Below are 25,582 nucleotides of genomic sequence, written 5' to 3'. Positions count from 1 at the left end.
ATCATTTGGTGAGAGAACAATGTAATAGCGTTGTTACATTGCTGCAATTGTAGTGACATTAAATTACGTTGTTATTCAGAATTGGTTTAGATATGCGCGTTTTTGTGGAGAAATACTGTTTATTTGGAATGTGAATGTATTGTCGAAAATAAATAGATGCCGCGCAGGTTATACGCGGCATGTCGTGCGTCAGGAAATGAAGTTCATGCCCTGTTTTAACACCAGATCGCAGGCCTTGGTTTTTACCTGCTGTGCCAGTGAGCTGTTACCGATCGTGCTCAGGTTCAGCTGTTGACCATCTTTGGCGTTGAGCAGCCCCTGAATCCCGTCCATATAGTTGGTGTCTTGCTTCTGCTCTGGCGCGCTGAGTCCCAGTTTATCCAGCACCTGGTTTTTGACGTTTTGCGCGTCGGTGACCGAGGCCAGTTTCTGTTTAGCGCAGTATTCAAGGATCCCGGCGGCGTTATTCATGCTGCTGGAGGTCAAAGACTGATTGCTGCCGTTCAGCAGGCTGGTCAGGGAAGAGAGTGACGAGCTGCTTTGCGAGCCGGAGCTTTGTTTGCTCAGCTCACTGGCCGCGCTGGAGAGCGAATCCTGCCATGAGGCGGCGAAAACGCTGGTGGAGATGAGCGTGCTGGCGGCAAGCGCACAGCACAGCAGACGTTTGGTAGTTTTCATCATTATATGCAACTCGTGTTATACCTTTTCAGCGCAGTATAGCGCTGCCTGTCTTAGGAGTGTTCCTAATACCTTAGTACTCTTTCCCGGTTACCCGACTACGGTAGCTTTCCCAGTTAAAAATGACCCACAGGCTGTTGCCAAGGCGCATACGATCCATCACACGCTCGCCCAGTAGCTTGTTCATTTCATCCATATTGCTGTTAGTTAACATACCGGTCGGACGTTTTGAGGACGAACGGCGATCGACAATCTGATTAATGATCACTTTTTCATAGCGGGATTCGGTCTGCATGCCGATCTCGTCGATCACCAGCAGATCCACATTGCTCAGATCGTTGAGCAGCTGTTCTTCGCTGGTTTCACGATTACTGAACGTTTCTTTCATCGCCGACATGATATCGGCCACGGTAATGATCAATACCGACTTGCCGCGCAGCAGCAGTTCGTTGCAGATGGCGGCGGCTAAATGGTTTTTGCCGGTGCCGGGTTTACCGGAGAAGATAAAGCTGGCGATGTTGCCGTCAAACTCTTCAACATACTGGCGGGCTTTGCTCAGGGCGTTCATCTGACCTTCGCACTCTACCCGATAGTTTTCGAACGAACAGTTCTGATGCAGCGGACGGATACCGGAGCGGTTGAATGTGCGCTGCATTTTCATAGCCCGGTTTTCGCGGGCCAGCGCTGCGGCACGAATTTCACCTTGCTCTTTTTGCCATGCCAGCAGCTCTTCGCCCGTTTTAAAGGCGGGCTCGACATTAGGTGGCATCATTTTTTGCAGACGTTTCATCAGGTCGCCAACGTTTTTCATCGTTATCCTCTAAAACCCGGTGGAATGTGGCTGTCAGGTTCACTGACGCTGTTCACATCACGCTTTGGCATTCCGCCATTGCTGGCCCGTCCAATCTGAATGCTGCGCGCCAGTTTTTGCTGCCACTGAATATGGTGAAAGACTTTTCCTTCAGCCTGCCAGTAGGCAACAAATGAGGCCAGCTCTTCAGCAGTAACCGGCTCTTTCAACGCTACGCCCCATAAAGCAGCCTGACGCTGAAAGTCGGCATCAGGCTGCCAGGCAGCGTACATCGCAAATTTCCCCATTGGTACGGCAACGGGAGCGGCTTGCGGCTCTTCATAAAATTGATCATCCAATGTCACATCGCTTCCCGGGCGTGACAGTTTCTCCTCAAGCGCCAACAGCTCAGCCAGTCTCGCAGGCGTCACCGCGTAAAACGCTGGCGCATTGTTAGCGAATACGGCTACGGCGCCACCCGTAGACTTGGCCAGCACGGCGTGGTGATCGTGTAGTAAGGCGTCAATGCTAGTGACGTCTGGCGTCAAAATTTTGCAGGGCATAATGTTTCTCAATACTGAACAACAACCGAGAAGGGGACTGCTTTTATAGTAACACAGAGAAGAAGGAGAGCAGCAGATGAGGGGGAGATTCCCCTCTCTGCAGGGTATTAAAGAAAGTGCACCGTCAAACGCGTGGGCGTTTGCGATACAGCCATAATCCTGGCACGGATAGTCCGATGGAGAGCGCGCCGACGATCGATGAGGCTTTCAGGAAATTGGTCAGCAGGGTGATCATCAGCGCTTCGCTGTAGCCAAAATGACCGATTTTTACCGCCGAGATCATGGCGGTGTAGGCGGAGATCCCAGGGAACATCGGGATCACTGCCGCAACGGTAAAGACTTTCGGATGTGCCAGATACCAACGCGACCACTGGATCCCAATGCAGCCGACCAGCAACGATGCCATAAAGGTCGACCATTCGATATTAAACCCTGCGCTCATCATTACCATTCGCGAACCGTGGCCGAGCGCGCCGAGTAACGCACACCAGGGGAGCGCCCGATGAGGGACATTAAATACCATGGCAAAGCCTACCGCCGGGATCGCCGACAGGATCATGTCCTGCATTAACGCCAACATGAAATCGATCACGCCCATCCGCGTAGCCCCCATAAGGTCATCGACATGACTACGCCAATGCAGGTCGCCAGTGTAAGCAAACTGGCAATTGCCCAGCGGGCGAGCCCGGTATTAATGTGTCCCTTAAACATATCCGCGACGGAGTTGATCAGCGGAAAGCCCGGAACCAGTAGCAGCACGCTGGCGGCCATGGCGATGGTCGGGGTGTGGCTAAACGTCGGTAGCGTCAGCAGCAGACCAGAAATCGTTGTCGCCACAAACGCGGTGATGCAAAAGTTAATTTGTGGGTGCAAATGCCGGGATGCCAGAATCTGACGGATATACATTGCCACCATGCTGGCGAAAAAGGTGATCACCGCACCATCCCATCCGCCGTTATTGAGTTTACAAAAGCAGGCGCAGGACAAACCGACCATGAAGGCGACCAGCCATCTTGGATAGCGTAGCGGCTTAATCTGGCTAAAGCGTTTCTCTACCCCTTTAATATCCAGCAGTTTATGTTCCGCCAAAATGACAATGTGCTGCACTTCCGTCACGACGTGCATATTAATGCCGCGATCCTGATTTTTTCGCGTTGATGTCAGGCATTGCCCGTCTTTAATGGTGGTCAGGACGATAGCGTTAGAGGAGATGGCGCTTTCTACGCTATCCATGCCAAGTGCCAGCCCGAGGCGGGTGGATAACTCGTCAACCAGAGCGCTTTCTGCCCCATGCTGAAGTAAAAAAAGTCCGCATTGAATACATAACCGTGTAACCGTTCGCTGTGACGACTGCTCTGTTTGCATGGCTCGCTCTGACTGAAAAGGATCTCTTTGAGTGACGAATGTCTTCTTTTTATCATGAAGCGTGAGCCCGCTGGCTCTGGCTAAGATCAATCTTTGTGTCGAAAAAAGACACAGGTGATACGGTTGTGGCATCTTAACGCTCCCGTTCGCTAAGTTACGAGGGGGAGACATGATTGAAATGTAGCGTTATTTTCCCGGATGGCAAATACGTAAGCCATGCTAACGATCTATTGTAGTTATTATAATTGTACAGATAATGTATTTATACGTAATTGTGCAATAATAGCTTAGAATTTGGCGCTATTTGGATGGTGCCGTCAATACTTATTTGAAATAAACACCAAGGATAACAATTCACCCCGCTTATTGTTCGGAGTATTTTCCTGTGAGTTAAGATTATTAATCCTCCCGGGAGAATTTAATTAAGTACGATTGCGGACTGGTGAGTGTGGAGGGGATATGTTGCCAGGACGCTGCAAAAACGCAATTATTATTAGTAAATCACCGATTATACAAACTGGGCTTAAAGGTATAATGCAGGGAAAGTTCTCCGATTACGAACTTACCTACTGTCGTTCTGTTGAAGAGCTGACGTTATTACAGCTACGGTGTGCTGATTTGGTAATTGCTGACTTAACCGGAGACTGCAATCATCCACGTGCAGTTTGCGAACAATATTATTCTTTATTATCTCAATACCGTGATATTCACTGGGTATTTCTCGTATCTCGTATCTTTTATCCTCTGGCGGTTGAACTACTGATGTGTCCTGTCAGCTCGCTGCTCTCTGACGCCGAGCCGATTGAAAGTTTAGTGAATGTCATTCACGCGGGAAATACACGAGCAGAGAGAATAAGCAAGGCGCTGCTCTCTCCGCCTGCTATGCCGCAATTGTTAGACCATAGCGCACGATCTATCGTTCTCACTCTCTCTGAAAGAAAAGTATTGCGCCTCCTTGGGAAAGGATGGGGGATTAACCAGATTGCGGCGTTGCTGAAAAAAAGCAATAAAACAATCAGTGCCCAAAAGAATAGCGCTATGCGTCGCTTGTCGATAAATAGCAATGCAGAAATGTATGCCTGGATAAATAGTTCTCAAGGATCGCGAGAACTTAATTTACCTTCAGTTTATGGAGAAACCACGGAATGGAAAGCAGAATCATCAAAAGAAACGTTGCACTGGTAGAAAAGTGCACGATGAGCAGCGTGGGTATTAAGAGTTTATTTAATACCATGCCGGATGACCAATATAAACTTCATCTCTTTTCAAACCAGCCCGCTTTTAGCCAGGCAATGTTAAAGATGTCGTTTTCGGCAGTTATTTTTTCCCTCTCTGCAATCAGAACCGATCGAAGAGCAGGGTTGACCTATTTAACGGAGCTGGCGATAAATTATCCGCGGATTCGCCGTGTGGTGATTGCCGATGATGACGCTGAAGCGCGTTTAATTGGTTCCCTATCCCCCTTGCCGTTAGATGGCGTTGTGAGTAAAGCTTCTTCGTTAACGGTGTTGCAGGACGCGTTATTTACGGCGTTAAGCAGCCCTGGCCGGGGAACCGAAGGTACGAAAAACCATTGGTATATTAATCAAAGCCGTATGCTCAGCCCGACAGAACGAGAAATACTGCGCTTTATGTCGAATGGTTATTCGATGCCACAGATTGCTGTTCAGCTTGAACGGAACATCAAAACCATTCGGGCACACAAATTTAATGTGATGTCCAAACTGGGGGTCAGCTCGGATGCCGGGTTATTGGATGCCGCCGACATCCTGTTGTATCTGCGTGCCGGCGAGCCAGCGCCTTTTATGCAGGCGGTTTCGTGACGGGCAACGTTGACGTGTTTCTTGCCGGGCTTGGCAGCCGGTTTAGCGCGTGGAACATTACTGACACACGTCAACCCAGGTGGCAGAAGTCAGTTCAGCCATCCTTTCAGGCGTGATGCGAACCGCGCTGTGGATGGCACCAGCGGCAGGCAGCACTTCAGCGTAGTGTTTCAGAGAAACATCACAGTACACTGATATCGGTGTTTCTAATCCGAAGGGGCAAACGCCGCCAACGGGGTGCCCCGTCGCGTTCACGACCTCATCACTACTTAACATTCGGGCTTTGGCGCCGAACGTACTCTTTAGCTTTTTATTATCCAGTCGGGCATCGCCTTTTGCCACGACCAGGATGATATCGTTCTTCACCTTTAGTGAAAGTGTTTTAGCTATTTGGCCAGGTTCAACGTTATGGGCTTTTGCTGCCAGATCAACGGTTGCTGTGCTCTGGTTTAATTCGATGATCTCGATATCTGGTGCATGTTGCGCCAGGAATTGGCGTACTGATTGCAAACTCATTCTTCTCTCCCTATCGCTTACAGATAGCCCTGCACAGCAGAAAACTGCAGGATGTAATTTGTCATAGGGGCAACCACACTGTAAATATTTTATTGTAACAACATAGCAACATTAACAGTTTTTCGATCGTCTTCACAATCAAAGAAACCGGTTACAGTAACCGGTTGCAGAATGCTGAAATGACGATTAATACTGAAGTTGTCACTTCCTCTGTATCACATAATAAGAGCCATCTATGAAACTTAACTCGAAAAGCGGTAGCGCTGGTGTTCCTCCCGGCACGGTTGCGAAAAGTGGTAATGGGCTTTACGTGGTGGCGGTGTTGATGCCAGCGCGGTTGCAGGGTTTTGCACAACGGGAGAACGGCTATGTCTACTAACCATGCTGTGTTTAACGTGATTTTCCGCTTTGTTGAAAATTACGTCAGCCCTGTTGCCGGGCGCATCTCTTCACAACGACATGTAATGGCCATTCGCGACGGTTTTATTTCGGCGATGCCTTTTATGATTGTAGGCTCTTTTCTGCTGGTTTTTGCCTATCCGCCGTTTTCTCCGGATACCACCTGGGGATTCGCCCGCGCGTGGCTGGATCTGGCAAAACAGTTTGAAGGCCAAATCCTCACACCGTTTGATATGACGATGGGGATTATGTCGGTCTACATATGTGCGGCTATTGCTTATAACCTGGGTAAGCACTATGTGAAGTCGCATCAGTTAGATCCGTTTATGTGTGCGATGCTATCAATCATGGCTTTTTTGCTGATTGCCGCGCCAAAAACCAAAGGCACAATGCCGGTTGATAGTCTGGGAGGAACGGGGATTTTCACCGCCATCCTGGTGGCCATTTACTGTGTTGAAATGATGCGCTTCCTGAAGGCGCACAACATCGGCATCCGTTTACCCGATCAGGTGCCGCCGATGATCAAAAACTCTTTCGATCTGCTGATCCCGGTGCTGGTGGTAGTACTGACGCTGTACCCGCTGAGTCTGGTGATACAGTCGCAGTTTGACATGCTGATCCCGCAGGCCATTATGGCCATCTTTAAACCACTGGTGTCGGCTGCAGATTCTCTCCCGGCGATACTTCTGGCGGTATTGATTGGACACCTATTGTGGTTTGCGGGTATTCACGGTGCGGCAATTGTGTCTGGAATGCTGCAAATGTTCTGGCTAACTAATCTTGGGATGAACCAGTCGGCGCTGGCGCAGGGCGCGCCGTTACCGCATATCTTTATGGAAGCGTTCTGGACGTTCTTTATTGTGGTCGGAGGGTCAGGTGCAACGATGGGGTTGGTGATTTGCTATCTGCGTAGTCGTTCGGCTCATCTACGCTCGATTGGGCGTCTGAGCGTAGTCCCCAGCATTTTTAATATTAACGAACCGGTGATTTTTGGTACGCCGATTGTCATGAACCCGGTGTTTTTTATCCCCTTCCTGCTGGCCCCAATGGTGAATGCGGTACTGGCCTGGGCGGCGATGAAACTGGATTTAATTGGGCGGGTCATTTCAGTGGTTCCCTGGACAGCACCGGCACCGGTTGGCGCGGCATGGGCATTAGGCTGGGATTATCGTGCGGCTATTCTGGTGGTGCTGTTGGCGCTGGTGTCGGCCGTTATCTACTTCCCATTCTTTAAGGTCTACGAAAAGCAGCTATTGGCGCAGGAAAAAGAAGAAGCGCAGCGTATGGAAGAGGAAAACCAGCAGGTTGCATAAATATCTGGCGAGGGGCTACGGCTCCTCGCTTACTTCAGCGTGCAGTCTCCGCATTGCTGAACGTCAGGCAGGCGATAGCGTTGGCAGCAGGTTCTGCGTACTAACAGCCCCTCGCGCGGAACAACGGTTCGCCACAGAGGGTTATCCTGACCGCAGGAGAGTTGTTTCTCAAAAAAGCAGGTCTGGCGCAGCGTGGTCAGCAGTTCCTCACCTAGCAACGGCTTCATTTCCGTTAAATACCAGTGAATTAAATATCCGGTGTTGCTCCAGATAAGCTTCGCGTTGATCTCGCCTGTCGCTTCCAGCGCCTGCACAACCGGCGTCAGCGCTGAGAGAATCAGCGTTTCCATGCGTTGTTGAGGGGACAGAGCTGTTGCCTGGTGATCCTGATGGACGTCGATCCAGAAGCAGGCCGCACGGCCCGTTTCGTGAAACTCTACGCGCATATGTTCAGGAGAGACGTCGATAGCCTCTTTTTGCGTCAGTAGGGCCAGCATTAACGGAGGCATCATCAGGCCGATATACCATTGCGCCCAAAGAGAAATCAGGGGCTTATTTTCGCGGGGTAGCGTGGGCTGGTTGCGATAGATATGGTCTGAATAAACGGCCAGCAGCGAGCTAAGCGTCGCCGGTTGCGTCCATTCATGCAGCGTCATTGCACCTGGCACAGGCGTTTCGTCAAGACGAATGAAGTCCAGCAGGTGCTCGCGAGTTTTGGCTATCGTTGCGCGTACGGCAGCAGCCAGCGAGGGCATCTCTGAGGGGAGATGGCTACGCCAGATGACATCTTCAACGATCGGTGCGGAACGATAAGCCATGTCGATATAAGGATGTTAATCTTAATGATAATGATTGCTAATCCTATAATTGACATTGAGCGATGGCAAGATCTTTGTCGCCATCCCGAGCGGCAGCGCACAGAAAGCTCAGGTTGAGGGGCAGTTTACCCGCAGCTCATCGCTGACCAGCGTATTGTTACGTCCAAGATTCTTGGCCTCGTAAAGGGCTTTATCCGCTTTGGCGATAGCAGCATCAATATCCTGTTCTACCAGAGGTGCAATGCCGATACTGACGGTTACGTTGGTTGCCACGCTCTCATTAAACATGTGAGGGATTTTAAGATCGTACACTTTCTGGCGGATACGTTCGGCGGCAGCCTGGGCCTGCTGTGGATCGACCGCGGTCAGCAAAATCATAAACTCTTCACCGCCAAAACGCGCCACCACGTCCCGGGAGCGTACGGAGTCTCGGATGGCGGCAGAAACACGGATCAACGCCTGGTCGCCCATCATATGTCCGTAATGATCGTTATAGGATTTGAAATGGTCGATATCCAGCAGCAGAACGAAGTGCCTCGAATTACTCAGAGCCAACAGCGTATCGAGCCGGTGTTGCAGCCCCCGGCGATTATACAAACCGGTTAGCGGGTCGAGCATGCTGAGCCCGTTCAGGGTTTCCCTTTCCTCCAGCAGTTTGTACATCAGTTGCTGAGCGAATCCATCGTAGCGCTTTTGTATCACATGCTGAATGGCGATACCGGCCATAGGCAGCGCCATAAAATAGAAAATCCGCAAACCATGTTCGCTGCCGTTAAGCCATAAACAAACGGCGACGGAGGGGAGTGAGTGGAGCGTAAACGCGATGATATTATTGGCAAAAGCGATAGAGCCAATAAACAGTACGCTGAGCAGCGCTATTAACAGGAAATAATAATCATTCTGACCTAGATCATTATATTTCAAGAATATATGTAACGCCCATAACAAGCCAAAAACGATTGAAATAAAAGGGAGATTAATTCTTTTATCCGCGTATTTCCCATGCCATACCAGCAGCAGTGTACTCATCACCAGCATCAGCAACGCCGGTACTGATAAGGCTTTGACCGCAAACAGTGGGAAAAAAAGCGTAAACAGCGCGGAGACTGCGTTGAGCAGCAGAAACAGTCGTAAAGAGAGTTGGTATTTTTTTGTGCGCAGAGTTCGCCAGGATTGTACTGTCATAGGTAAATATTGTTAGTTATCTGCAATGTACGAAGGTGTGTTGGTAAATAAAACAAATAACGAACGGGGTATCATTCGCAGAGGTTTTTATTGTTTTTAGTTGAAGAGCAAACCGCTGAGCAATTTATCACCTTGGATTATTCATGTCATCAATCGTTAAGTAAAACTCATATAATTGATAGTGCTTCACGGCTGACAAATGAGAAATTTTATCATATGATATTGGTTATCATTATCAATGTCATAGGTGAAATCATGTTGCAACGTACGCTGGGCAGTGGATGGGGTGTTCTGCTGCCGGGAATGTTGATTGCCGGGATGGCATATAGCGACCTGTCGGTCTACGTATGGAAGGTGATGATTGTATTAGGATTACTGCTGACTTCGCTCATGCTGTACCACAAACGTTTACGGCACTTTGTTTTGTTACCTTCATGCGCGGCACTGATTGGTGGCATTGTTTTGGTAATGATGAACTGGAATCAGGGATGAACAAAACAGAGAAGGAAATCGAGAGGGAAATAAGATAATTGGTGCGAGGGGGGGGACTCGAACCCCCACATCCTAAGGACACTAACACCTGAAGCTAGCGCGTCTACCAATTCCGCCACCTTCGCACAGTCATCTTATTTTTTTGATATCGCCTCGTTGGTGCGAGGGGGGGGACTCGAACCCCCACATCCTAAGGACACTAACACCTGAAGCTAGCGCGTCTACCAATTCCGCCACCTTCGCCCAGTGCGAGCAATATCAACGTGGATTATGGTGCGAGGGGGGGGACTTGAACCCCCACGTCCGAAAGGACACTAACACCTGAAGCTAGCGCGTCTACCAATTCCGCCACCTTCGCATACCATCGACACTCAAAAAGTATCGTTACCACGGGGGCGAATTCTAGAGATTTTATGCAGGGCGTCAACAGTTAATTTTCGAACTTAACGTGATTGCCGAAAAAAAAGGCGTTTCTTCGGTTTTTGGCGTTTTATGCAGGCCGGATAAGCGATAGCGCCATCCGGCGTTGCTCGGTATCACGCCGGATGGCGGCGTAAACGCCTTATCTGGCCTACAGCCGTTAGACTTTTTTCGCCTGGCGCGTCATCACGGTGCGATAGACCTTGAAACGTCCGGTCTGCGCGATAACTTCATGGAAGCCAAACACTTCATCCAGTACCTTCGGATAAGGCAGGAAGGCGTTCGCCACAATACGCAGTTCACCACCGCTGTTGAGATGACGCACTGCGCCACGAATCAGCGTTTGTGCGGCATCAAGGCTGGTCTGCATACCGTCGTGGAACGGCGGGTTGGAGATGATCATATCAAAACGACCCGTTACGTCAGAAAAGACGTTACTGGCGATGACGTCACCTTCAATGCCGTTGGCTGCAAGCGTTGCGCGGCTGGCTTCAACGGCGGCGGCGCTAACATCGCACAGGGTTAAGCGCACTTTCGGCGAGTGGCTGGCTAAGGCGACGGAGAGAACGCCTGCGCCACAGCCGACATCCAGCACTTTGCCTTTGGTGTGCGGCGTCAGCGTGGAGAGTAGCAGTTGGCTGCCAACATCCAGACCGTCACGGCTGAAGACGCCCGGCAGCGTTTTGATGGTCAGATTTTCTGTCTGGTATTCATCCCAGTATTTTTCTGCATCAAAGACCGGCTGTTTTTCCAGACGACCGTGGTACAGGCCACAGCGACGTGCGCTGTCGACTTTGTTTAACGGTGCGTATTCGGCCAGCATCTGCTCTGCGCTACGTACGCCGCTGCGATTCTCGCCGACAACAAAAATATCGGTGCCCACCGGTAACAGCGACAGAATGTTCATCAACTGGAACTGGGCTTCTGGCTTATTCTTCGGCCAGTAGTAGATCAGCGTATCGCTATCGGCAACGTCATCGGCCTGCGCGACGAGGCTGAAACGGACGTTGTCGCCCATCTGGCGGTTAAGCACCTGCCAGTGGTGAAGTTGCTGGGTGTGCGCACGGCTGGCGGCGCTTTCAAAATGGGCAGGCAGGTCATCCTGCAAATCACCGGCAAACAGAATACGGCTTTGTTCGAAATCATCACTGTGGCGCAGCAAGACTTCACTTGCCGGGGTAAAAGCAGACATGGAATGCTCCTTAAATTGTACAGCGGGGGATTATAGTTGTTTGATGGCACGGATTCGACAAATTTGCTATATTTGCGCCCCTGATAGACAGGAGTGTTTCGCTATGACATCCCGACGAGACTGGCAGTTACAGCAACTGGGCATTACGCAGTGGTCCTTGCGTCGTCCTGGCGCACTGCAGGGCGAGATCGCGATTTCCATTCCTGCGCATGTCCGTTTGGTGATGGTTGCTGCACAGTTACCCGCGCTAACCGAACCGTTGATCAGCGATATTTTACGCGCATTAACCGTTAGCCCGGATCAGGTTTTACAACTGACGCCTGACCGTGTCGCCATGCTGCCGCAAGGCAGTCGCTGTAATAGCTGGCGGCTGGGAACCGAAGAGCCGCTGCTGCTGGAGGGCGCTCAGGTCGAGAGTCCTGCGTTTAATGAATTACGGGAAAACCCAGCGGCACGCGCCGCGTTATGGCAACAAATCTGCGCATATGAACACGATTTCTTCCCTCGAGCCGACTGATTTACCCGCAGCATTTCAGATTGAAAAACGCGCCCACGCTTTTCCGTGGAGTGAAAAAACATTTGCCAGCAACCAGGGCGATCGCTACCTCAATTTTCAGCTGAGGGTTGACGACGTGATGGCCGCCTTTGCAATTACGCAGGTCGTACTGGATGAAGCGACGTTGTTCAATATCGCCGTCGATCCTGACTTTCAGCGCCGGGGCCTGGGGCGTGAGCTGCTGGAGCATCTGATCGATGAGCTGGAAAAGCGTGGCATTTTGACCCTGTGGCTTGAAGTGCGCGCCTCGAATGCGGCCGCTATCGCGCTGTACGAAAGCTTAGGCTTTAACGAGGCGACGATCCGTCGCAACTACTATCCAACGGCCGATGGTCACGAAGACGCCATCATCATGGCGTTGCCAATCAGCATGTAAGATAAGGTGTAATGATGAAGAAGTGGGACTGGATTTTCTTTGATGCCGACGAAACGCTGTTTACGTTTGACTCGTTTACCGGCTTACAGCGGATGTTTCTCGACTATAGCATTACCTTTACCGCTGAAGATTTTCAGGACTACCAGGCCGTGAATAAACCGCTGTGGGTGGATTATCAAAACGGCGCGATTACCTCATTACAACTGCAGCATGCCCGTTTTCAGAGCTGGGCCGAACGCCTGAAGGTTGAACCGGGCCAGCTTAATGACGCATTCATCAATGCGATGGCGGAGATCTGCTCACCGTTGCCGGGGGCGGTTTCTCTGCTCAATGCGATTCGCGATAAAACGAAAATCGGCATCATTACTAACGGCTTTACCGCGTTGCAGCAAATCCGCCTTGAGCGGACGGGGCTGCGCGACTATTTCGACCTGCTGGTGATTTCTGAGCAGGTTGGGGTGGCAAAACCCGACCCCCGTATTTTTGACCATGCGCTGGAGCAGGCGGGTAATCCTGACCGTTCTCGCGTGCTGATGGTGGGTGACACCGCAGAGTCCGATATTCTTGGCGGCATTAACGCCGGGCTATCCACCTGCTGGCTAAATACGCACCACCGCGAGCAGCCAGCGGGCATTCAGCCGACCTGGACCGTAGCGTCATTAAGCGAACTGGAGCAGCTCCTGTGTAAACACTGATTGCCTCCCCCCCGTTGATGGGTAAAATAGCCGCAATTTTTCGTATTCAACTTGCCCGGCCTGTTGCCGTGCTTACCTAAGAAGATTTGACTATGACGTTGTCTCCTTATTTGCAAGAGGTGGCCAAACGCCGCACTTTTGCCATTATTTCTCACCCGGATGCCGGTAAAACGACAATTACTGAAAAGGTACTGTTATTCGGACAGGCCATTCAGACCGCCGGTACGGTAAAAGGCCGTGGCTCCAGCCAGCATGCAAAATCTGACTGGATGGAAATGGAAAAGCAGCGTGGTATCTCCATTACCACCTCTGTGATGCAGTTTCCGTATCATGACTGCCTGGTGAACCTGCTGGACACCCCGGGGCACGAAGACTTCTCCGAAGATACCTATCGTACTCTGACGGCGGTGGACTGCTGCCTGATGGTTATCGATGCCGCAAAAGGCGTCGAGGATCGTACCCGTAAGCTGATGGAAGTTACCCGTCTGCGCGATACGCCGATCCTGACCTTTATGAACAAACTCGACCGTGACATCCGCGATCCGATGGAGCTGCTGGATGAAGTCGAGAACGAACTGAAAATCGGCTGTGCGCCAATCACCTGGCCGATTGGCTGCGGTAAGTTGTTCAAAGGTGTCTATCACCTTTATAAAGATGAAACTTACCTGTATCAGACCGGTAAAGGACACACCATTCAGGAAGTGCGTGTTGTTAAAGGTCTGAACAACCCGGAACTTGATGCTGCCGTGGGTGAAGACCTGGCACAGCAGCTGCGCGACGAGCTGGAGCTGGTGCAGGGCGCGTCCAACGAGTTCGACCATGAGCTGTTCCTCGCGGGCGAAATCACCCCGGTCTTCTTCGGTACCGCGCTGGGTAACTTCGGCGTTGACCATATGCTGGACGGCCTAGTGGAGTGGGCGCCTGCGCCGATGCCGCGTAAAACCGACACCCGCGTCGTCGAAGCCTCAGAAGAGAAGTTCACCGGTTTCGTGTTTAAAATTCAGGCCAACATGGACCCGAAACACCGTGACCGCGTGGCGTTCATGCGTGTGGTATCCGGCAAGTATGAGAAAGGCATGAAAATGCGCCAGGTGCGCATTGGTAAAGACGTGGTGATCTCCGACGCACTCACCTTTATGGCCGGTGACCGTTCTCATGTGGAAGAAGCGTATCCGGGCGATATTCTCGGTCTGCATAACCACGGCACTATCCAGATCGGCGATACCTTTACCCAGGGCGAAATGATGAAGTTCACCGGTATTCCGAACTTCGCACCGGAGCTGTTCCGTCGTATTCGCCTGAAGGATCCATTGAAGCAGAAACAGCTGCTGAAAGGGCTGGTTCAGCTGTCAGAAGAGGGCGCAGTGCAGGTATTCCGTCCGATCGCCAATAACGATTTGATCGTGGGCGCTGTCGGTGTGCTGCAGTTTGACGTGGTGGTTTCACGTCTGAAGAGCGAGTACAACGTTGAAGCGATTTATGAATCCGTCAACGTGGCGACTGCGCGCTGGGTAGAATGTTCTGACGTGAAGAAATTCGAAGAGTTTAAGCGTAAGAACGAAATTCAGCTGGCGCTGGATGGCGGCGATAACCTCACCTATATCGCACCAACCATGGTTAACCTGAATCTCACCCAGGAACGTTACCCGGACGTTCAGTTCCGTAAAACACGCGAACACTAATCGACCTTCCAGGGCACGGTATCCGCCGTGTCCTGCAACTTTTCCTGTCTTTTAAATCCCTTGCGGAATGTTCTTAAAACCTCGCGTTTTTCTTTTGTTTGCCTGTTTTTTAATCAATTCTGACTGCGATCACGAAATCGTGAACTATATTTAACAATGTGATGACATAAATATCGGCGTTAAATGCTTTTTAGGCTGCCTGTTGCAGCGTCTATTGCTGATATTTATTCCACTTACAAGATTAGTTGCTGGTTCAGGCCGTGTAACGGCAGAGCATAGCTTTTAGCAAAACATACAGGAATACATCGATGACAATGACAGGACTTAAGATTTCTAAAACGCTGCTGGCCGTGATGCTGACCTCCGCTGTTGCAACGGGTTCTGCTTATGCAGAAAACGCCACGATGGATAAAGCGCAATCCGGCGTCGAAAGTGCGGGGCAGAAAGTCGATAGCTCTATGAACAAAGTCGGTAATTTCATGGATGACAGCACCATCACCGCGAAAGTAAAAGCCGCGCTGGTGGACCACGAAAGTATTAAGAGCACCGATATTTCCGTCAAAACAGATCAAAAGGTGGTGACACTAAGCGGGTTTGTTGAAAGCCAGGCACAGGCCGAAGAAGCGGTGAAAGTGGCGAAAGGCGTTGAGGGTGTGACCTCCGTTAGCGACAAACTGCACGTGCGTGATAGTAAAGAAACCTCCGTTAAAGGCTATGCGGGCGATACGGCAATCACCAGTGAGGTAAAAGCCAAGCTGCTGGCCGATGATATCGTCCCTTCCCGGAAGGTGAAAGTTGAGACCACCGAGGGCGTAGTGCAACTTTCAGGCACCGTCGATTCACAGGCTCAAAGCGATCGTGCTGAGAGCATCGCCAAAGCGATTGATGGCGTGAAAAGCGTCAAAAACGATCTCAAAACTCAGTAATTAGACTTAATTCGTCCTCCTGACGTTTGTCGGGAGGCGTGTTGTGCACCACACTGAAAATATCGCCGATGGGCAGCCTGAGCGCTCATATCAAGCGGTGAAATTAACTATGGTAAAGGAGAAGCATATGTTTCGATGGGGCATCATATTTCTGGTTATCGCGTTAATTGCCGCCGCACTCGGTTTTGGTGGACTGGCGGGTACTGCAGCCGGCGCAGCGAAAATTGTGTTTGTGGTGGGGATCATTCTGTTTTTGGTCAGCCTGTTTACCGGGCGTAAACGACCCTAGCCCATAGCCGTAAAGAAAAATTGCTACTAAGCCAGTCCATTGGACTGGCTTTTACGGTTTTAGCGTCAGGCAATTTGCGTTACTTTGTTGCTCTATTACAAAAACAACAGGAAGGCAGAGGTGGGGCAGAGAATACCCGTCACGCTCGGTAATATTGCGCCGTTATCGTTACGTCCGTTTCAACCAGGCAATATGGCGCTGGTGTGCGAGGGTGGGGGACAAAGAGGTATCTTTACCGCTGGCGTACTGGATGAATTCATGCGCGCGCAGTTTAATCCTTTTGAGCTCTTCTACGGGACGTCCGCTGGCGCGCAAAACCTTTCAGCCTATCTCTGTAACCAGCCCGGTTACGGCCGCAAAGTTATTATGCGATACACTACCCGACGCGAATTTTTTGACCCGGTGCGCTTTGTGCGCGGGGGAAACTTAATCGATCTCGACTGGCTGGTGGATTCGACTGCGTCCCAGATGCCGCTGGCAATGGATAACGCCGAGCGTCTGTTTGCCGCAGGGAAAGCGTTTTATATGTGCGCCTGTCGGGGCGATGATTACACGCCCGGCTATTTTTCGCCGAACCGGCAAAACTGGCTCGACCTCATTCGAGCCTCCAGCGCGATTCCCGGGTTCTACCGCACAGGGGTTGTATTGGACGGCGTGAACTATCTGGATGGAGGAGTTAGTGATGCCATACCTGTGCAGGAGGCAGCGAAGCAGGGGGCAAAAACGTTGGTAGTGATTCGCACTGTGCCTTCGCAAATGTACTACACCCCGCAGTGGTTCAAACGTATGGAGCGCTGGTTGGGTGAAAGTAGCCTGCAACCGTTTCTGAATCTGGTGCAGCATCATGAGACCAGCTATCGTGCTATCCAGAGTTTTATTGAGAAGCCGCCGGGCAAGCTGCGTATTTTTGAGATCTATCCGCCAAAACCACTCCATAGCATGGCGTTGGGCAGCCGTATTCCGGCACTGAGGGAAGATTACAAAACCGGACGCCTGTGCGGTCGTTACTTTCTGGCGACAGTCGGCAAACTGCTGGCGAAAAATGCGCCGCTGCCTCGTCAGACGCCGAAGATTGTGGTGCCGGGGCCGGTGGTAGTTCCTCCCGCGCCGGTGGCCAACGATGCCCATGTGCCAGTGGTGACCGATGCGCCTCAGGCGAACGACACAACGTTTGATAATGAGGATTTGGCGTGAGTTATCGTTTTATCGATACGCATTGTCACTTTGATTTCCCGCCGTTTACCGGCGATGAATCTGCCAGCATTCAGCGCGCGGCGGAGGTTGGTGTACAGAGCATTATCGTTCCGGCCACCCAGGCGGCGAATTTTCCCCGCGTACTGGCGTTAGTGAAAAATTATCCTCCATTGTTTTCCGCGCTTGGTCTGCATCCCATTGTTATTGAACAACATAGCGATGACTGCCTGGACCAGTTGCAACAGGAGCTGGATAAGCGCCCACAAAAGCTGGTGGCGGTAGGCGAGATTGGATTGGATCTGTATCGGGACGATCCGCAATTCGAAAAGCAAGAGCGGGTGCTGGAAGCGCAGCTAAAGCTGGCGAAGCGGTATGAATTGCCGGTGATCCTGCATTCGCGGCGTACCCATGACAAGCTGGCGATGCACCTGAAACGTCATACTTTGCCACGAACTGGCGTGGTGCATGGTTTTTCCGGGAGCGTGCAGCAGGCAGAGCGCTTTGTGCAACTGGGATACAAAATTGGCGTGGGAGGCACTATTACCTATCCGCGCGCCAGTAAAACCCGCGAGGTAATAGCGCAACTGCCGCTGGAATCGCTGTTGCTGGAAACCGACGCGCCGGATATGCCGCTCAACGGCTTTCAGGGGCAGCCCAATCGCCCGGAGCAGGTAGTCAGAGTCTTTGACGTCTTATGCGAACTGCGCCCGGAACCTGCGGACGTGATCGCTGACGCGCTGTATCGTAATGCCACGGCGTTGTTTAACATGTGATTGGATGGCGTACCCAGCCAACAAAAGTGTCCGCTTCGTAGGCCTGATAAGCAAAGCGCATCAGGCATATTTTTGCCGGATGGCGGCTGCGCCTTATCCGGCCTACAAAAGTATGCGCTCCGTAGGCCTGATAAGCGAAGCGCATCAGGCATAACTTCGTCGGATGGCAGCTGCGCCTTATCCGGCCTACAAAAGTGTGCGCTTCGTAGGCCTGATAAGCAAAGCGCATCAGGCATAACTTCGCCGGATCGCGGCTGCGTCTTATCCGGCCTACAAAAGTAGGCGCTCCGTAGGCCTGATAAGCAAAGCGCATCAGGTATAACTTTGCCGGATGGTGGCTGTGTTTTCTCCGGCCTGCAAATGATGTAGCCGCATCCGGCAATCACAGGTACAGCGCCGGGAAGATCAAATTATCCACCCCGCGCTCGCGCAATCTTTGCGCCAGGTGTTCCACATCCTTCGGCGTGGCGCTCGGCCAGTCCTTCGCTTCGCCATACACCCCGTGCGCATGAAAGGCATTCAGCCGTACCGGTACGTCACCGGTGCGTTTGATAAACGCCGCCAGCGCATCGATATGCTGTAGATAATCTTCCTGACCAGGAATAACCAGCAGGCGGAGTTCCGCCAGTTTTCGCTGCCCGGACAAAAAGGTAATGCTTTGTTTAATCAGCGTGTTATCGCGGCCGGTAAGCTGCCGATGACACGTGCTGTCCCAGGCTTTTAAATCCAGCATTACGCCGTCGCACACCGGCAGCAGCTTCTGCCAGCCGGTTTCGCTCAGCATGCCGTTGCTGTCGACCATGCAGGTCAGGTGTTGCAACTGCGGATCGGTTTTTATCGCGGTAAATAGCGCCACAATAAAGGGGAGCTGGGTAGTCGCTTCACCGCCACTAACGGTTATCCCTTCGATAAACAGTGACGCTTTACGAATATGTTGCAGCACTTCATCAACGCTCATACTCTGCGCCATCGGCGTGGCCTGCTGGGGGCACATGTGCAGGCAGGTGTCACACAGCTGACACACATCGGACTGCCACCACACTTTCCCCGCGCTCAGGTTCAGCGCCTCATGCGGGCAATGCAGCACACACTCCCCGCAGTCGTTGCAGCGTCCCATCGTCCACGGATTGTGGCAATTTTTACAGCGCAGATTACATCCTTGCAGAAACAGAGCCAGACGACTGCCCGGCCCATCGACGCAGGAGAAAGGAATCAGCCTACTGACTAAAGCGCATCTGCTGTTCATGGCTAATCACGCGAGGTTGTCGTTCCAGAATGCGCGTATTGCGCGCGGCTTCTTCGCCAAGCCAGGTGGTGTTGGTTCGTGACCCTTCGGCGCGATACTTTTCCAGATCTGACAGGCGCACCATGTAACCCGTAACGCGAACCAGATCGTTGCCGCTCACGTTGGCGGTAAACTCGCGCATTCCGGCTTTAAACGCCCCGAGGCACAACTGCACCAGCGCCTGAGGATTACGCTTGATGGTTTCATCCAGAGTGAGAATGTCGCTGATCCCGGCGTGATAAAACGCGTGATGTGGCGCGACGGTTTGCAGATGGGTGATCGGGTCCGGCTCATCGCCGTAAGGCAGGCGTGCCCCTGGCGTGGTGCCGATGTCAGAACTGATGCCCGACTGTGCATGCAGCATCGCGCGCTGCTTCCAGCCATATTTCACCGGGGTGTTTTCGACAAACTCCGCCAGGTAGGCGCTAATACGATAGCCGAGCTGATTGGCGAACTCATCTTTCCCATAGCGCGCATTCTGTCCCGACTTATCGCACAGCAGGTTAACCGCCTCCGCCAGTCCATACATCCCGAACATAGGCACAAAACGTTCGGGATCAATCAACCCTTCCTGCACGAGGAAGCTATTCTCAAAGAAATGTGATTTCTCATAGAGGAATTCACATCGTGAATCAATGATGGCGATTTGCTGCTGGCAGTAGTGCGGTAGGGTGCGCGTAAAGAAGTCATCGACAGAGGTGCTGCGCTCTGCGATGGCTTTCAGATTAAGCCTGACCAGCGTGCTTCCCCCCCCGGCGAGCGGCAAAGAGTTGTAACAACTGACGACGCCATACTGACCTTTTGTGAAAATTTTATCATTCTCAGGGCCGTTGGAAATATGCGGCTTACTGCACTCGCAGATATTTTGCGCCACGTTGAGCAGCAGATCGTCAGGTGTGATTTGCGGGTCATAAATGAATGTCAGATTAGGCGAAACCTGCTTTAACTCTGCATCTGCGCGTAAAATTGCACGAGTAACTGGTGTATCGGCGGGGCCGATATTGGCATGCATAAACGCGTCTGGCAGGGTTCTGTCGAGATAACGCCAGAAACGTTTTATTCGAATATCGATCTCGTCTTGTGTTAGAATTCTAACATACGGTTGCAGCAAGGCATCGAGCTGGCCGAGATAAACCGGCATCGACGTCACTGACGGAACATGGTGGTAAAGAATAGTGAGTAAGGATAATGCGTCATCAAGATCCCTGGCGCCTTCCAGCTCCAGCCACGATGAGCCATTGGCCAGAAAACGCGCGTAATCGGGTAAAACATAGCGCGGTTTGAACGGGGCATGACCTTCGTACATATCGCAGATTACCCCATCATCCAGCGCCTGACGTGCCTGTGCAGGCAGTTGCGGGTAAGGCAGCGCGTTCTCAGCTTCCAGCGCCAGAAAGTGGCGTTTCTGCTCAGGGCTGAGCACTGGGCTGGTCACGATTTGTTGGCAACGCTGTTGCAGCGCGAGTTCGCTTGAAGTGGGCATCGTTGATTCCTTTTTATCCCGAAGGTGTAACGCCATTGTAGAAAGCAACGCCGCCGCAACCTTTGATCCGGATGCGCCTGATGCCACCGCATCCCTTTAGAAAAGGTGATTTATTTGAAGTAGATCTCATTAGAGTAATGCAAATCTGTATGTGGTTTTCATTAACTGTGATGTATATCGAAGTGTAATAGCGAGCGGATGTTAGAATACTAACAAACTCGCAAGGTGAAATTTTATACGGCGATGCCGTTGGAGAATGTTATGACCGATTTAACAGCAAGCAGCCTGCGTGCACTGAAACTGATGGACCTGACTACCCTGAATGACGACGACACCAATGAAAAAGTGATCGCGCTGTGTCATCAGGCGAAGACCCCGGTTGGCAACACTGCCGCAATCTGTATCTATCCGCGTTTCATCCCTATTGCGCGTAAGACCCTGAAAGAGCAGGGCACGCCGGACATCCGCATTGCAACCGTAACCAACTTCCCGCACGGCAACGACGACATCGAGATTGCGCTGGCTGAAACCCGCGCGGCGATTGCTTACGGCGCAGATGAAGTTGACGTGGTGTTCCCGTACCGTGCGCTGATCGCCGGTAACGAGCAGATTGGTTTCGATCTGGTTAAAGCCTGCAAAGACGCGTGTGCGGCGGCAAACGTGCTGCTGAAAGTCATCATCGAAACCGGTGAGCTGAAAGAAGAAGCACTGATTCGCAAAGCGTCTGAAATCTCCATCAAAGCCGGTGCTGATTTCATCAAAACTTCTACCGGTAAAGTGCCGGTCAATGCGACGCCGGAAAGCGCACGCATCATGATGGAAGTGATCCGCGACATGGGTGTTTCTAAAACTGTAGGTTTCAAACCGGCTGGTGGCGTGCGCACTGCAGAAGATGCACAGCAGTTCCTGGCGATTGCCGATGAACTGTTTGGCGCTGACTGGGCTGATTCTCGTCACTACCGTTTTGGCGCATCCAGCCTGCTGGCGAGCCTGCTGAAAGCGCTGGGTCACGGCGACGGCAAGAGCGCAAGCAGCTACTAAGCCTTATATTGCCGGAGCTGTAGCGACGTAGGCCGGATAAGGCGTAGCCGCCATCCGGCATTAAGACGACTGCCGGGTGGCGCGTTGCTTACCCGGCCTACAACGGCCTTCTACTCTTTTCCCCTGGGGGTTACCGTGTTTCTCGCACAAGAAATTATTCGTAAAAAACGTGATGGTCATGCGCTGAGCGATGAAGAAATTCGTTTCTTTATCAATGGTATTCGCGACAACACCATCTCTGAAGGGCAAATCGCCGCCCTGGCGATGACCATTTTCTTCCACGATATGACAATGCCTGAGCGAGTTTCGCTGACCATGGCAATGCGTGATTCAGGAACCGTGCTGGACTGGAAAAGCCTGCAGCTGAACGGCCCGATTGTGGATAAACACTCTACCGGCGGTGTGGGTGACGTAACGTCACTGATGTTAGGCCCGATGGTCGCAGCGTGCGGCGGCTATATTCCGATGATCTCCGGGCGTGGCCTGGGGCATACCGGCGGTACGCTCGATAAACTGGAAGCGATTCCTGGATTTGACATCTTCCCGGACGACGCGCGCTTCCGTGAAATTATTAAAGACGTGGGTGTGGCGATTATTGGGCAAACCAGCTCGCTCGCACCGGCGGATAAACGTTTTTATGCCACCCGCGATATTACCGCGACGGTGGATTCCATCCCGTTGATTACCGGTTCCATTCTGGCGAAAAAACTGGCGGAAGGGCTGGATGCGTTGGTGATGGATGTGAAAGTGGGCAGCGGCGCCTTTATGCCGACCTACGAGCTTTCTGAAGCTCTTGCTGAAGCGATTGTCGGTGTGGCAAACGGCGCGGGTGTACGTACCACTGCGCTGTTAACCGATATGAACCAGGTGCTGGCCTCCAGCGCAGGTAACGCGGTCGAAGTTCGCGAAGCGGTGCAGTTCCTGACCGGTGAATACCGCAATCCACGTCTGTTAGACGTCACCATGGCGCTGTGCGTGGAAATGCTGATCTCCGGTAATCTGGCGAAAGATGACGCCGAAGCCCGTGCGAAATTGCAGACCGTGCTGGACAACGGTAAAGCGGCAGAGATTTTTGGTCGCATGGTTGCGGCGCAAAAAGGCCCGACCGATTTCGTCGAAAATTATGCGAAGTATCTGCCGACGGCAATGCTCAGCAAAGCGGTATATGCTGATACCGAAGGCTTTGTCAGTGCGATGGATACCCGCGCGCTGGGGATGGCGGTCGTTTCCATGGGCGGCGGTCGTCGTCAGGCTTCGGACACCATTGATTACAGCGTTGGCTTTAGCGATATGGCGCGTCTGGGCGACAGCGTAGACGGACAACGCCCGCTGGCGGTGATCCACGCGAAAGACGAAGCCAGCTGGCAGGAAGCGGCGAAAGCGGTCAAAGCGGCAATTAGCCTTGACGATAAAGCGCCAGAAATTACACCGACAGTCTATCGTCGTATTACCGAATAACTGTATACTGATCTGATCGCTTTTTTGCGGCGCAGATGTATGGAGAACAAGATGAAACGTGCATTTATTATGGTGCTGGACTCCTTTGGTATTGGTGCGACTGAAGATGCGGATCGCTTTGGCGACGTAGGTTCAGACACTATGGGACACATTGCAGAAGCCTGTGCGAAAGGTGAGGCTGACAATGGTCGCAAAGGTCCACTGAATCTGCCTAACCTGACCCGTCTGGGCCTGGTGAAAGCTCACGAAGGTTCTACCGGTAAAATTGCTGCTGGTATGAACGGTAACGCGGAAGTGATTGGTGCCTACGCATGGGCGCATGAACTTTCTTCCGGGAAAGACACGCCGTCCGGCCACTGGGAAATCGCGGGTGTCCCGGTTCTGTTTGACTGGGGATATTTCTCCGATCATGAAAACAGCTTCCCGCAGGAACTGCTGGATAAACTGGTAAAACGTGCCAACCTGCCAGGCTACCTCGGCAACTGCCACTCTTCCGGTACCGTGATCCTGGATCAGCTGGGTGAAGAGCATATGAAAACCGGCAAGCCGATTTTCTATACCTCCGCTGACTCCGTGTTCCAGATTGCTTGCCACGAAGAGACGTTTGGCCTGGATAAACTCTACGAGCTGTGTGAAATCGCACGTGAAGAGCTGACCGAAGGTGGTTACAACATCGGTCGTGTTATTGCACGTCCGTTTATCGGTGATAAAGCCGGTAACTTCCAGCGTACCGGTAACCGTCACGACCTGGCCGTTGAGCCGCCAGCACCGACCGTGCTGCAGAAACTGGTCGACGAAAAAGACGGTCACGTGGTTTCCGTCGGTAAAATCGCGGATATCTACGCTAACTGCGGCATCACCAAAAAAGTGAAAGCCACCGGTCTGGACGCGCTGTTCGACGCCACCATCAAAGAGATGAAAGAAGCAGGTGATAAGACCATCGTCTTCACCAACTTCGTTGATTTCGACTCTTCCTGGGGACATCGTCGCGATATCGCCGGTTATGCTGCGGGCCTGGAACTGTTCGACCGCCGTCTGCCTGAGCTGATGGAGCTGGTGGGTGAAGATGACATTCTGATCCTAACCGCTGACCACGGCTGCGACCCAAGCTGGACCGGCACTGACCACACCCGTGAACACATCCCGGTACTGGTCTACGGCCCGAAAGTGAAACCAGGTTCTTTAGGTCACCGTGAAACCTTCGCGGATATCGGTCAGACGCTGGCGAGCTACTTTGGTACGTCACCGATGGACTACGGTAAAAACATGCTGTAATACCCGTTGTCTTTCGCGCTGTAGATGCGTTGACTTCATTCGCTCACCCCGGTCACATAGTGAATCTATGCTCCCGGGGATTCACGAATTCGTCGCCTTCCTACAACGCGAAATCCTTAGGGTATTTCACTGTTTTGCATACGTTTTGTAGGCCTGATAAGGCGTAGCCGCCATCAGGCAATAACAACGAAATAAGGACAAAAAATGGCAACTCCACATATTAATGCAGAAATGGGTGATTTCGCTGACGTCGTATTGATGCCGGGCGACCCGCTGCGTGCAAAGCATATTGCTGAAACTTTCCTCGAAGATGTTCGTGAAGTGAACAACGTTCGCGGCATGTTAGGTTTTACCGGTACTTACAAAGGCCGTAAGATCTCCGTTATGGGTCACGGTATGGGTATCCCGTCCTGCTCCATCTACACCAAAGAGCTGATCACCGATTTCGGCGTGAAGAAAATCATTCGCGTAGGCTCCTGCGGCGCTGTGCGTATGGACGTTAAACTGCGTGACGTGGTTATCGGTATGGGCGCCTGCACCGACTCCAAGGTGAACCGTATCCGTTTTAAAGATCATGACTTTGCGGCTATCGCTGACTTTGACATGGTACGTAACGCGGTTGATGCGGCAAAAGCACTGGGTGTAGACGCGCGCGTAGGTAACCTGTTCTCCGCAGACCTGTTCTACTCTCCGGACGGTGAAATGTTCGACGTGATGGAAAAATACGGCGTGCTGGGCGTGGAAATGGAAGCGGCGGGCATCTACGGTGTTGCTGCGGAATTTGGTGCAAAAGCGCTGACCATCTGCACCGTTTCCGACCATATCCGTACTCACGAGCAGACCACTGCCGCTGAACGTCAGACGACCTTCAACGACATGATCAAAATCGCGCTGGAATCCGTTCTGCTGGGCGATAAAGAGTAAGGGTTGTTGTGGCCCGGTGGCGCTTCGCTTACCGGGCCTACGGAAATGCCGCTATTAATGCCTGATGGCGC

28 protein-coding genes and 3 tRNA genes are annotated in these 25,582 nt (G+C 52.0%); 17 read left to right on the top strand and 14 right to left on the bottom strand.

Translation table 11 applies throughout. The annotated features are described in order from the left end of the window. Positions 1-189: 189 nt before the first annotated feature. The 5 genes from OGY04_RS17925 to OGY04_RS17905 all read right to left on the bottom strand — a co-directional run bounded on the left by OGY04_RS17925 (position 190) and on the right by OGY04_RS17905 (position 3,396). The gene (locus tag OGY04_RS17925; protein ID WP_100271548.1) at positions 190-681 is read right to left on the bottom strand and encodes a YjjA family protein; all 492 of its coding nucleotides are present in this window, start codon (positions 679-681) and stop codon (positions 190-192) included. 70 nt (positions 682-751) lie between these two features. Beyond that, positions 752-1,489 (bottom strand): replicative helicase loader DnaC, encoded by a 738-nt coding sequence (gene dnaC, locus OGY04_RS17920; RefSeq protein ID WP_003019133.1) that lies wholly within the window; start codon positions 1,487-1,489, stop codon positions 752-754. A gap of 2 nt (positions 1,490-1,491) precedes the next feature. Continuing rightward, the gene (gene dnaT / locus OGY04_RS17915; protein WP_286585761.1) at positions 1,492-2,031 is read right to left on the bottom strand and encodes a primosomal protein DnaT; all 540 of its coding nucleotides are present in this window, start codon (positions 2,029-2,031) and stop codon (positions 1,492-1,494) included. A 124-nt stretch (positions 2,032-2,155) separates the two neighbouring features. Beyond that, on the bottom strand, positions 2,156-2,629 hold the full coding sequence (locus OGY04_RS17910) for a threonine/serine exporter (RefSeq protein ID WP_057067025.1): 474 nt from the start codon (positions 2,627-2,629) through the stop codon (positions 2,156-2,158). Beyond that, positions 2,620-3,396: a threonine/serine exporter family protein gene (locus OGY04_RS17905; protein ID WP_032942309.1), complete on the bottom strand. Its 777-nt coding sequence runs from the start codon at positions 3,394-3,396 to the stop codon at positions 2,620-2,622. The genes OGY04_RS17910 and OGY04_RS17905 overlap by 10 nt, the downstream gene beginning before the upstream one ends. A 459-nt stretch (positions 3,397-3,855) precedes the next feature. Here OGY04_RS17905 and OGY04_RS17900 point away from each other — a divergent pair, with 459 nt between their 5' ends. Together OGY04_RS17900 and bglJ are read left to right on the top strand one after the other, a co-directional pair. Further along, positions 3,856-4,581 carry a helix-turn-helix transcriptional regulator gene (locus OGY04_RS17900; protein WP_008786119.1) on the top strand — a complete coding sequence of 242 codons (726 nt, stop codon included), beginning with the start codon at positions 3,856-3,858 and terminating at the stop codon, positions 4,579-4,581. Then, positions 4,542-5,219: a DNA-binding transcriptional activator BglJ gene (gene bglJ, locus OGY04_RS17895; protein ID WP_008786120.1), complete on the top strand. Its 678-nt coding sequence runs from the start codon at positions 4,542-4,544 to the stop codon at positions 5,217-5,219. Before OGY04_RS17900 ends, bglJ begins: the two co-directional genes overlap by 40 nt. 57 nt (positions 5,220-5,276) lie before the next feature. Here the strand turns inward: bglJ and OGY04_RS17890 are convergent, their stop codons facing one another. Beyond that, complete coding sequence (locus OGY04_RS17890) at positions 5,277-5,735, bottom strand: YbaK/EbsC family protein (protein WP_003830001.1); 459 nt, start codon at positions 5,733-5,735, stop codon at positions 5,277-5,279. Positions 5,736-5,970: 235 nt separating this feature from the next. On the opposite strand from OGY04_RS17890, the gene OGY04_RS17885 reads away from it, so the two are divergent. Both OGY04_RS17885 and OGY04_RS17880 read left to right on the top strand, forming a co-directional pair. Further along, on the top strand, positions 5,971-6,114 hold the full coding sequence (locus OGY04_RS17885; RefSeq protein WP_020996240.1) for a hypothetical protein: 144 nt from the start codon (positions 5,971-5,973) through the stop codon (positions 6,112-6,114). After that, positions 6,104-7,447: a PTS cellobiose transporter subunit IIC gene (locus tag OGY04_RS17880; protein WP_003829998.1), complete on the top strand. Its 1,344-nt coding sequence runs from the start codon at positions 6,104-6,106 to the stop codon at positions 7,445-7,447. The genes OGY04_RS17885 and OGY04_RS17880 overlap by 11 nt, the downstream gene beginning before the upstream one ends. 29 nt (positions 7,448-7,476) lie before the next feature. On the opposite strand, the gene fhuF is transcribed toward OGY04_RS17880, so the two are convergent. Both fhuF and OGY04_RS17870 read right to left on the bottom strand, forming a co-directional pair. Beyond that, complete coding sequence (fhuF, locus tag OGY04_RS17875) at positions 7,477-8,265, bottom strand: siderophore-iron reductase FhuF (RefSeq protein ID WP_286585760.1); 789 nt, start codon at positions 8,263-8,265, stop codon at positions 7,477-7,479. A gap of 108 nt (positions 8,266-8,373) precedes the next feature. After that, a complete protein-coding gene (locus tag OGY04_RS17870; RefSeq protein WP_279850923.1) occupies positions 8,374-9,450 on the bottom strand; it encodes a GGDEF domain-containing protein in 1,077 nt (358 codons plus the stop codon). Positions 9,451-9,705: 255 nt separating this feature from the next. Between OGY04_RS17870 and OGY04_RS17865 the strand changes: the two genes are divergently transcribed. Further along, a complete protein-coding gene (locus OGY04_RS17865; RefSeq protein ID WP_003019100.1) occupies positions 9,706-9,942 on the top strand; it encodes a DUF1435 domain-containing protein in 237 nt (78 codons plus the stop codon). Between the two features lie 39 nt (positions 9,943-9,981). Here the strand turns inward: OGY04_RS17865 and OGY04_RS17860 are convergent. The 4 genes from OGY04_RS17860 to rsmC all read right to left on the bottom strand — a co-directional run bounded on the left by OGY04_RS17860 (position 9,982) and on the right by rsmC (position 11,554). Next, a tRNA-Leu gene (locus OGY04_RS17860) sits at positions 9,982-10,067 on the bottom strand. Between the two features lie 32 nt (positions 10,068-10,099). Continuing rightward, positions 10,100-10,185: transfer RNA gene (locus OGY04_RS17855), tRNA-Leu, on the bottom strand. Positions 10,186-10,213: 28 nt separating this feature from the next. Next, positions 10,214-10,300: transfer RNA gene (locus OGY04_RS17850), tRNA-Leu, on the bottom strand. A gap of 222 nt (positions 10,301-10,522) precedes the next feature. After that, the gene (rsmC, locus tag OGY04_RS17845) at positions 10,523-11,554 is read right to left on the bottom strand and encodes a 16S rRNA (guanine(1207)-N(2))-methyltransferase RsmC (protein WP_071446015.1); all 1,032 of its coding nucleotides are present in this window, start codon (positions 11,552-11,554) and stop codon (positions 10,523-10,525) included. Positions 11,555-11,657: 103 nt separating this feature from the next. Between rsmC and holD the strand changes: the two genes are divergently transcribed. From holD to OGY04_RS17805, 8 genes are all read left to right on the top strand, one after another. Beyond that, complete coding sequence (holD, locus tag OGY04_RS17840; RefSeq protein ID WP_003829988.1) at positions 11,658-12,071, top strand: DNA polymerase III subunit psi; 414 nt, start codon at positions 11,658-11,660, stop codon at positions 12,069-12,071. Further along, positions 12,040-12,486 (top strand): ribosomal protein S18-alanine N-acetyltransferase, encoded by a 447-nt coding sequence (rimI, locus tag OGY04_RS17835; protein ID WP_003829985.1) that lies wholly within the window; start codon positions 12,040-12,042, stop codon positions 12,484-12,486. Before holD ends, rimI begins: the two co-directional genes overlap by 32 nt. 14 nt (positions 12,487-12,500) lie before the next feature. Then, complete coding sequence (gene yjjG, locus OGY04_RS17830) at positions 12,501-13,181, top strand: pyrimidine 5'-nucleotidase (RefSeq protein ID WP_008786125.1); 681 nt, start codon at positions 12,501-12,503, stop codon at positions 13,179-13,181. Between the two features lie 92 nt (positions 13,182-13,273). Then, on the top strand, positions 13,274-14,863 hold the full coding sequence (gene prfC, locus OGY04_RS17825; RefSeq protein ID WP_003829982.1) for a peptide chain release factor 3: 1,590 nt from the start codon (positions 13,274-13,276) through the stop codon (positions 14,861-14,863). Between the two features lie 308 nt (positions 14,864-15,171). Further along, positions 15,172-15,789: a molecular chaperone OsmY gene (osmY, locus tag OGY04_RS17820; protein WP_048214994.1), complete on the top strand. Its 618-nt coding sequence runs from the start codon at positions 15,172-15,174 to the stop codon at positions 15,787-15,789. Between the two features lie 127 nt (positions 15,790-15,916). Beyond that, entirely contained in the window at positions 15,917-16,078 is a 162-nt protein-coding gene (locus OGY04_RS17815) for a DUF1328 domain-containing protein (RefSeq protein WP_003019081.1), read from the top strand. Positions 16,079-16,198: 120 nt separating this feature from the next. Beyond that, complete coding sequence (locus tag OGY04_RS17810; RefSeq protein WP_008786128.1) at positions 16,199-17,272, top strand: patatin-like phospholipase family protein; 1,074 nt, start codon at positions 16,199-16,201, stop codon at positions 17,270-17,272. Continuing rightward, the gene (locus OGY04_RS17805) at positions 17,269-18,045 is read left to right on the top strand and encodes a metal-dependent hydrolase (RefSeq protein ID WP_267454149.1); all 777 of its coding nucleotides are present in this window, start codon (positions 17,269-17,271) and stop codon (positions 18,043-18,045) included. Before OGY04_RS17810 ends, OGY04_RS17805 begins: the two co-directional genes overlap by 4 nt. A gap of 382 nt (positions 18,046-18,427) precedes the next feature. On the opposite strand, the gene OGY04_RS17800 is transcribed toward OGY04_RS17805, so the two are convergent. Continuing rightward, positions 18,428-19,291, bottom strand: a complete 864-nt coding sequence (locus OGY04_RS17800; RefSeq protein ID WP_286585757.1) for a YjjW family glycine radical enzyme activase — start codon at positions 19,289-19,291, stop codon at positions 18,428-18,430. After that, the gene (locus tag OGY04_RS17795) at positions 19,263-20,813 is read right to left on the bottom strand and encodes a YjjI family glycine radical enzyme (protein WP_100271540.1); all 1,551 of its coding nucleotides are present in this window, start codon (positions 20,811-20,813) and stop codon (positions 19,263-19,265) included. Before OGY04_RS17795 ends, OGY04_RS17800 begins: the two co-directional genes overlap by 29 nt. Positions 20,814-21,074: 261 nt before the next feature. Here OGY04_RS17795 and deoC point away from each other — a divergent pair, with 261 nt between their 5' ends. The 4 genes from deoC (at position 21,075) to deoD (ending at position 25,511) form a co-directional block, all read left to right on the top strand. Next, positions 21,075-21,854, top strand: coding sequence for a deoxyribose-phosphate aldolase (deoC, locus tag OGY04_RS17790; protein ID WP_003019042.1), 780 nt, complete (start codon positions 21,075-21,077; stop codon positions 21,852-21,854). A 135-nt stretch (positions 21,855-21,989) separates the two neighbouring features. Continuing rightward, positions 21,990-23,312 (top strand): thymidine phosphorylase, encoded by a 1,323-nt coding sequence (deoA, locus tag OGY04_RS17785; protein WP_003845626.1) that lies wholly within the window; start codon positions 21,990-21,992, stop codon positions 23,310-23,312. A gap of 51 nt (positions 23,313-23,363) precedes the next feature. After that, complete coding sequence (gene deoB / locus OGY04_RS17780; RefSeq protein WP_286585756.1) at positions 23,364-24,587, top strand: phosphopentomutase; 1,224 nt, start codon at positions 23,364-23,366, stop codon at positions 24,585-24,587. A gap of 204 nt (positions 24,588-24,791) precedes the next feature. After that, the gene (deoD, locus tag OGY04_RS17775; RefSeq protein ID WP_000224864.1) at positions 24,792-25,511 is read left to right on the top strand and encodes a purine-nucleoside phosphorylase; all 720 of its coding nucleotides are present in this window, start codon (positions 24,792-24,794) and stop codon (positions 25,509-25,511) included. The last annotated feature ends 71 nt before the right edge of the window (positions 25,512-25,582 follow it).

It is taken from the genome of Citrobacter sp. Cpo091, assembly GCF_030332645.1.
Taxonomy (GTDB): Bacteria; Pseudomonadota; Gammaproteobacteria; order Enterobacterales; family Enterobacteriaceae; genus Citrobacter; species Citrobacter portucalensis.
This window is presented reverse-complemented; position numbering and strand designations above follow the sequence as displayed.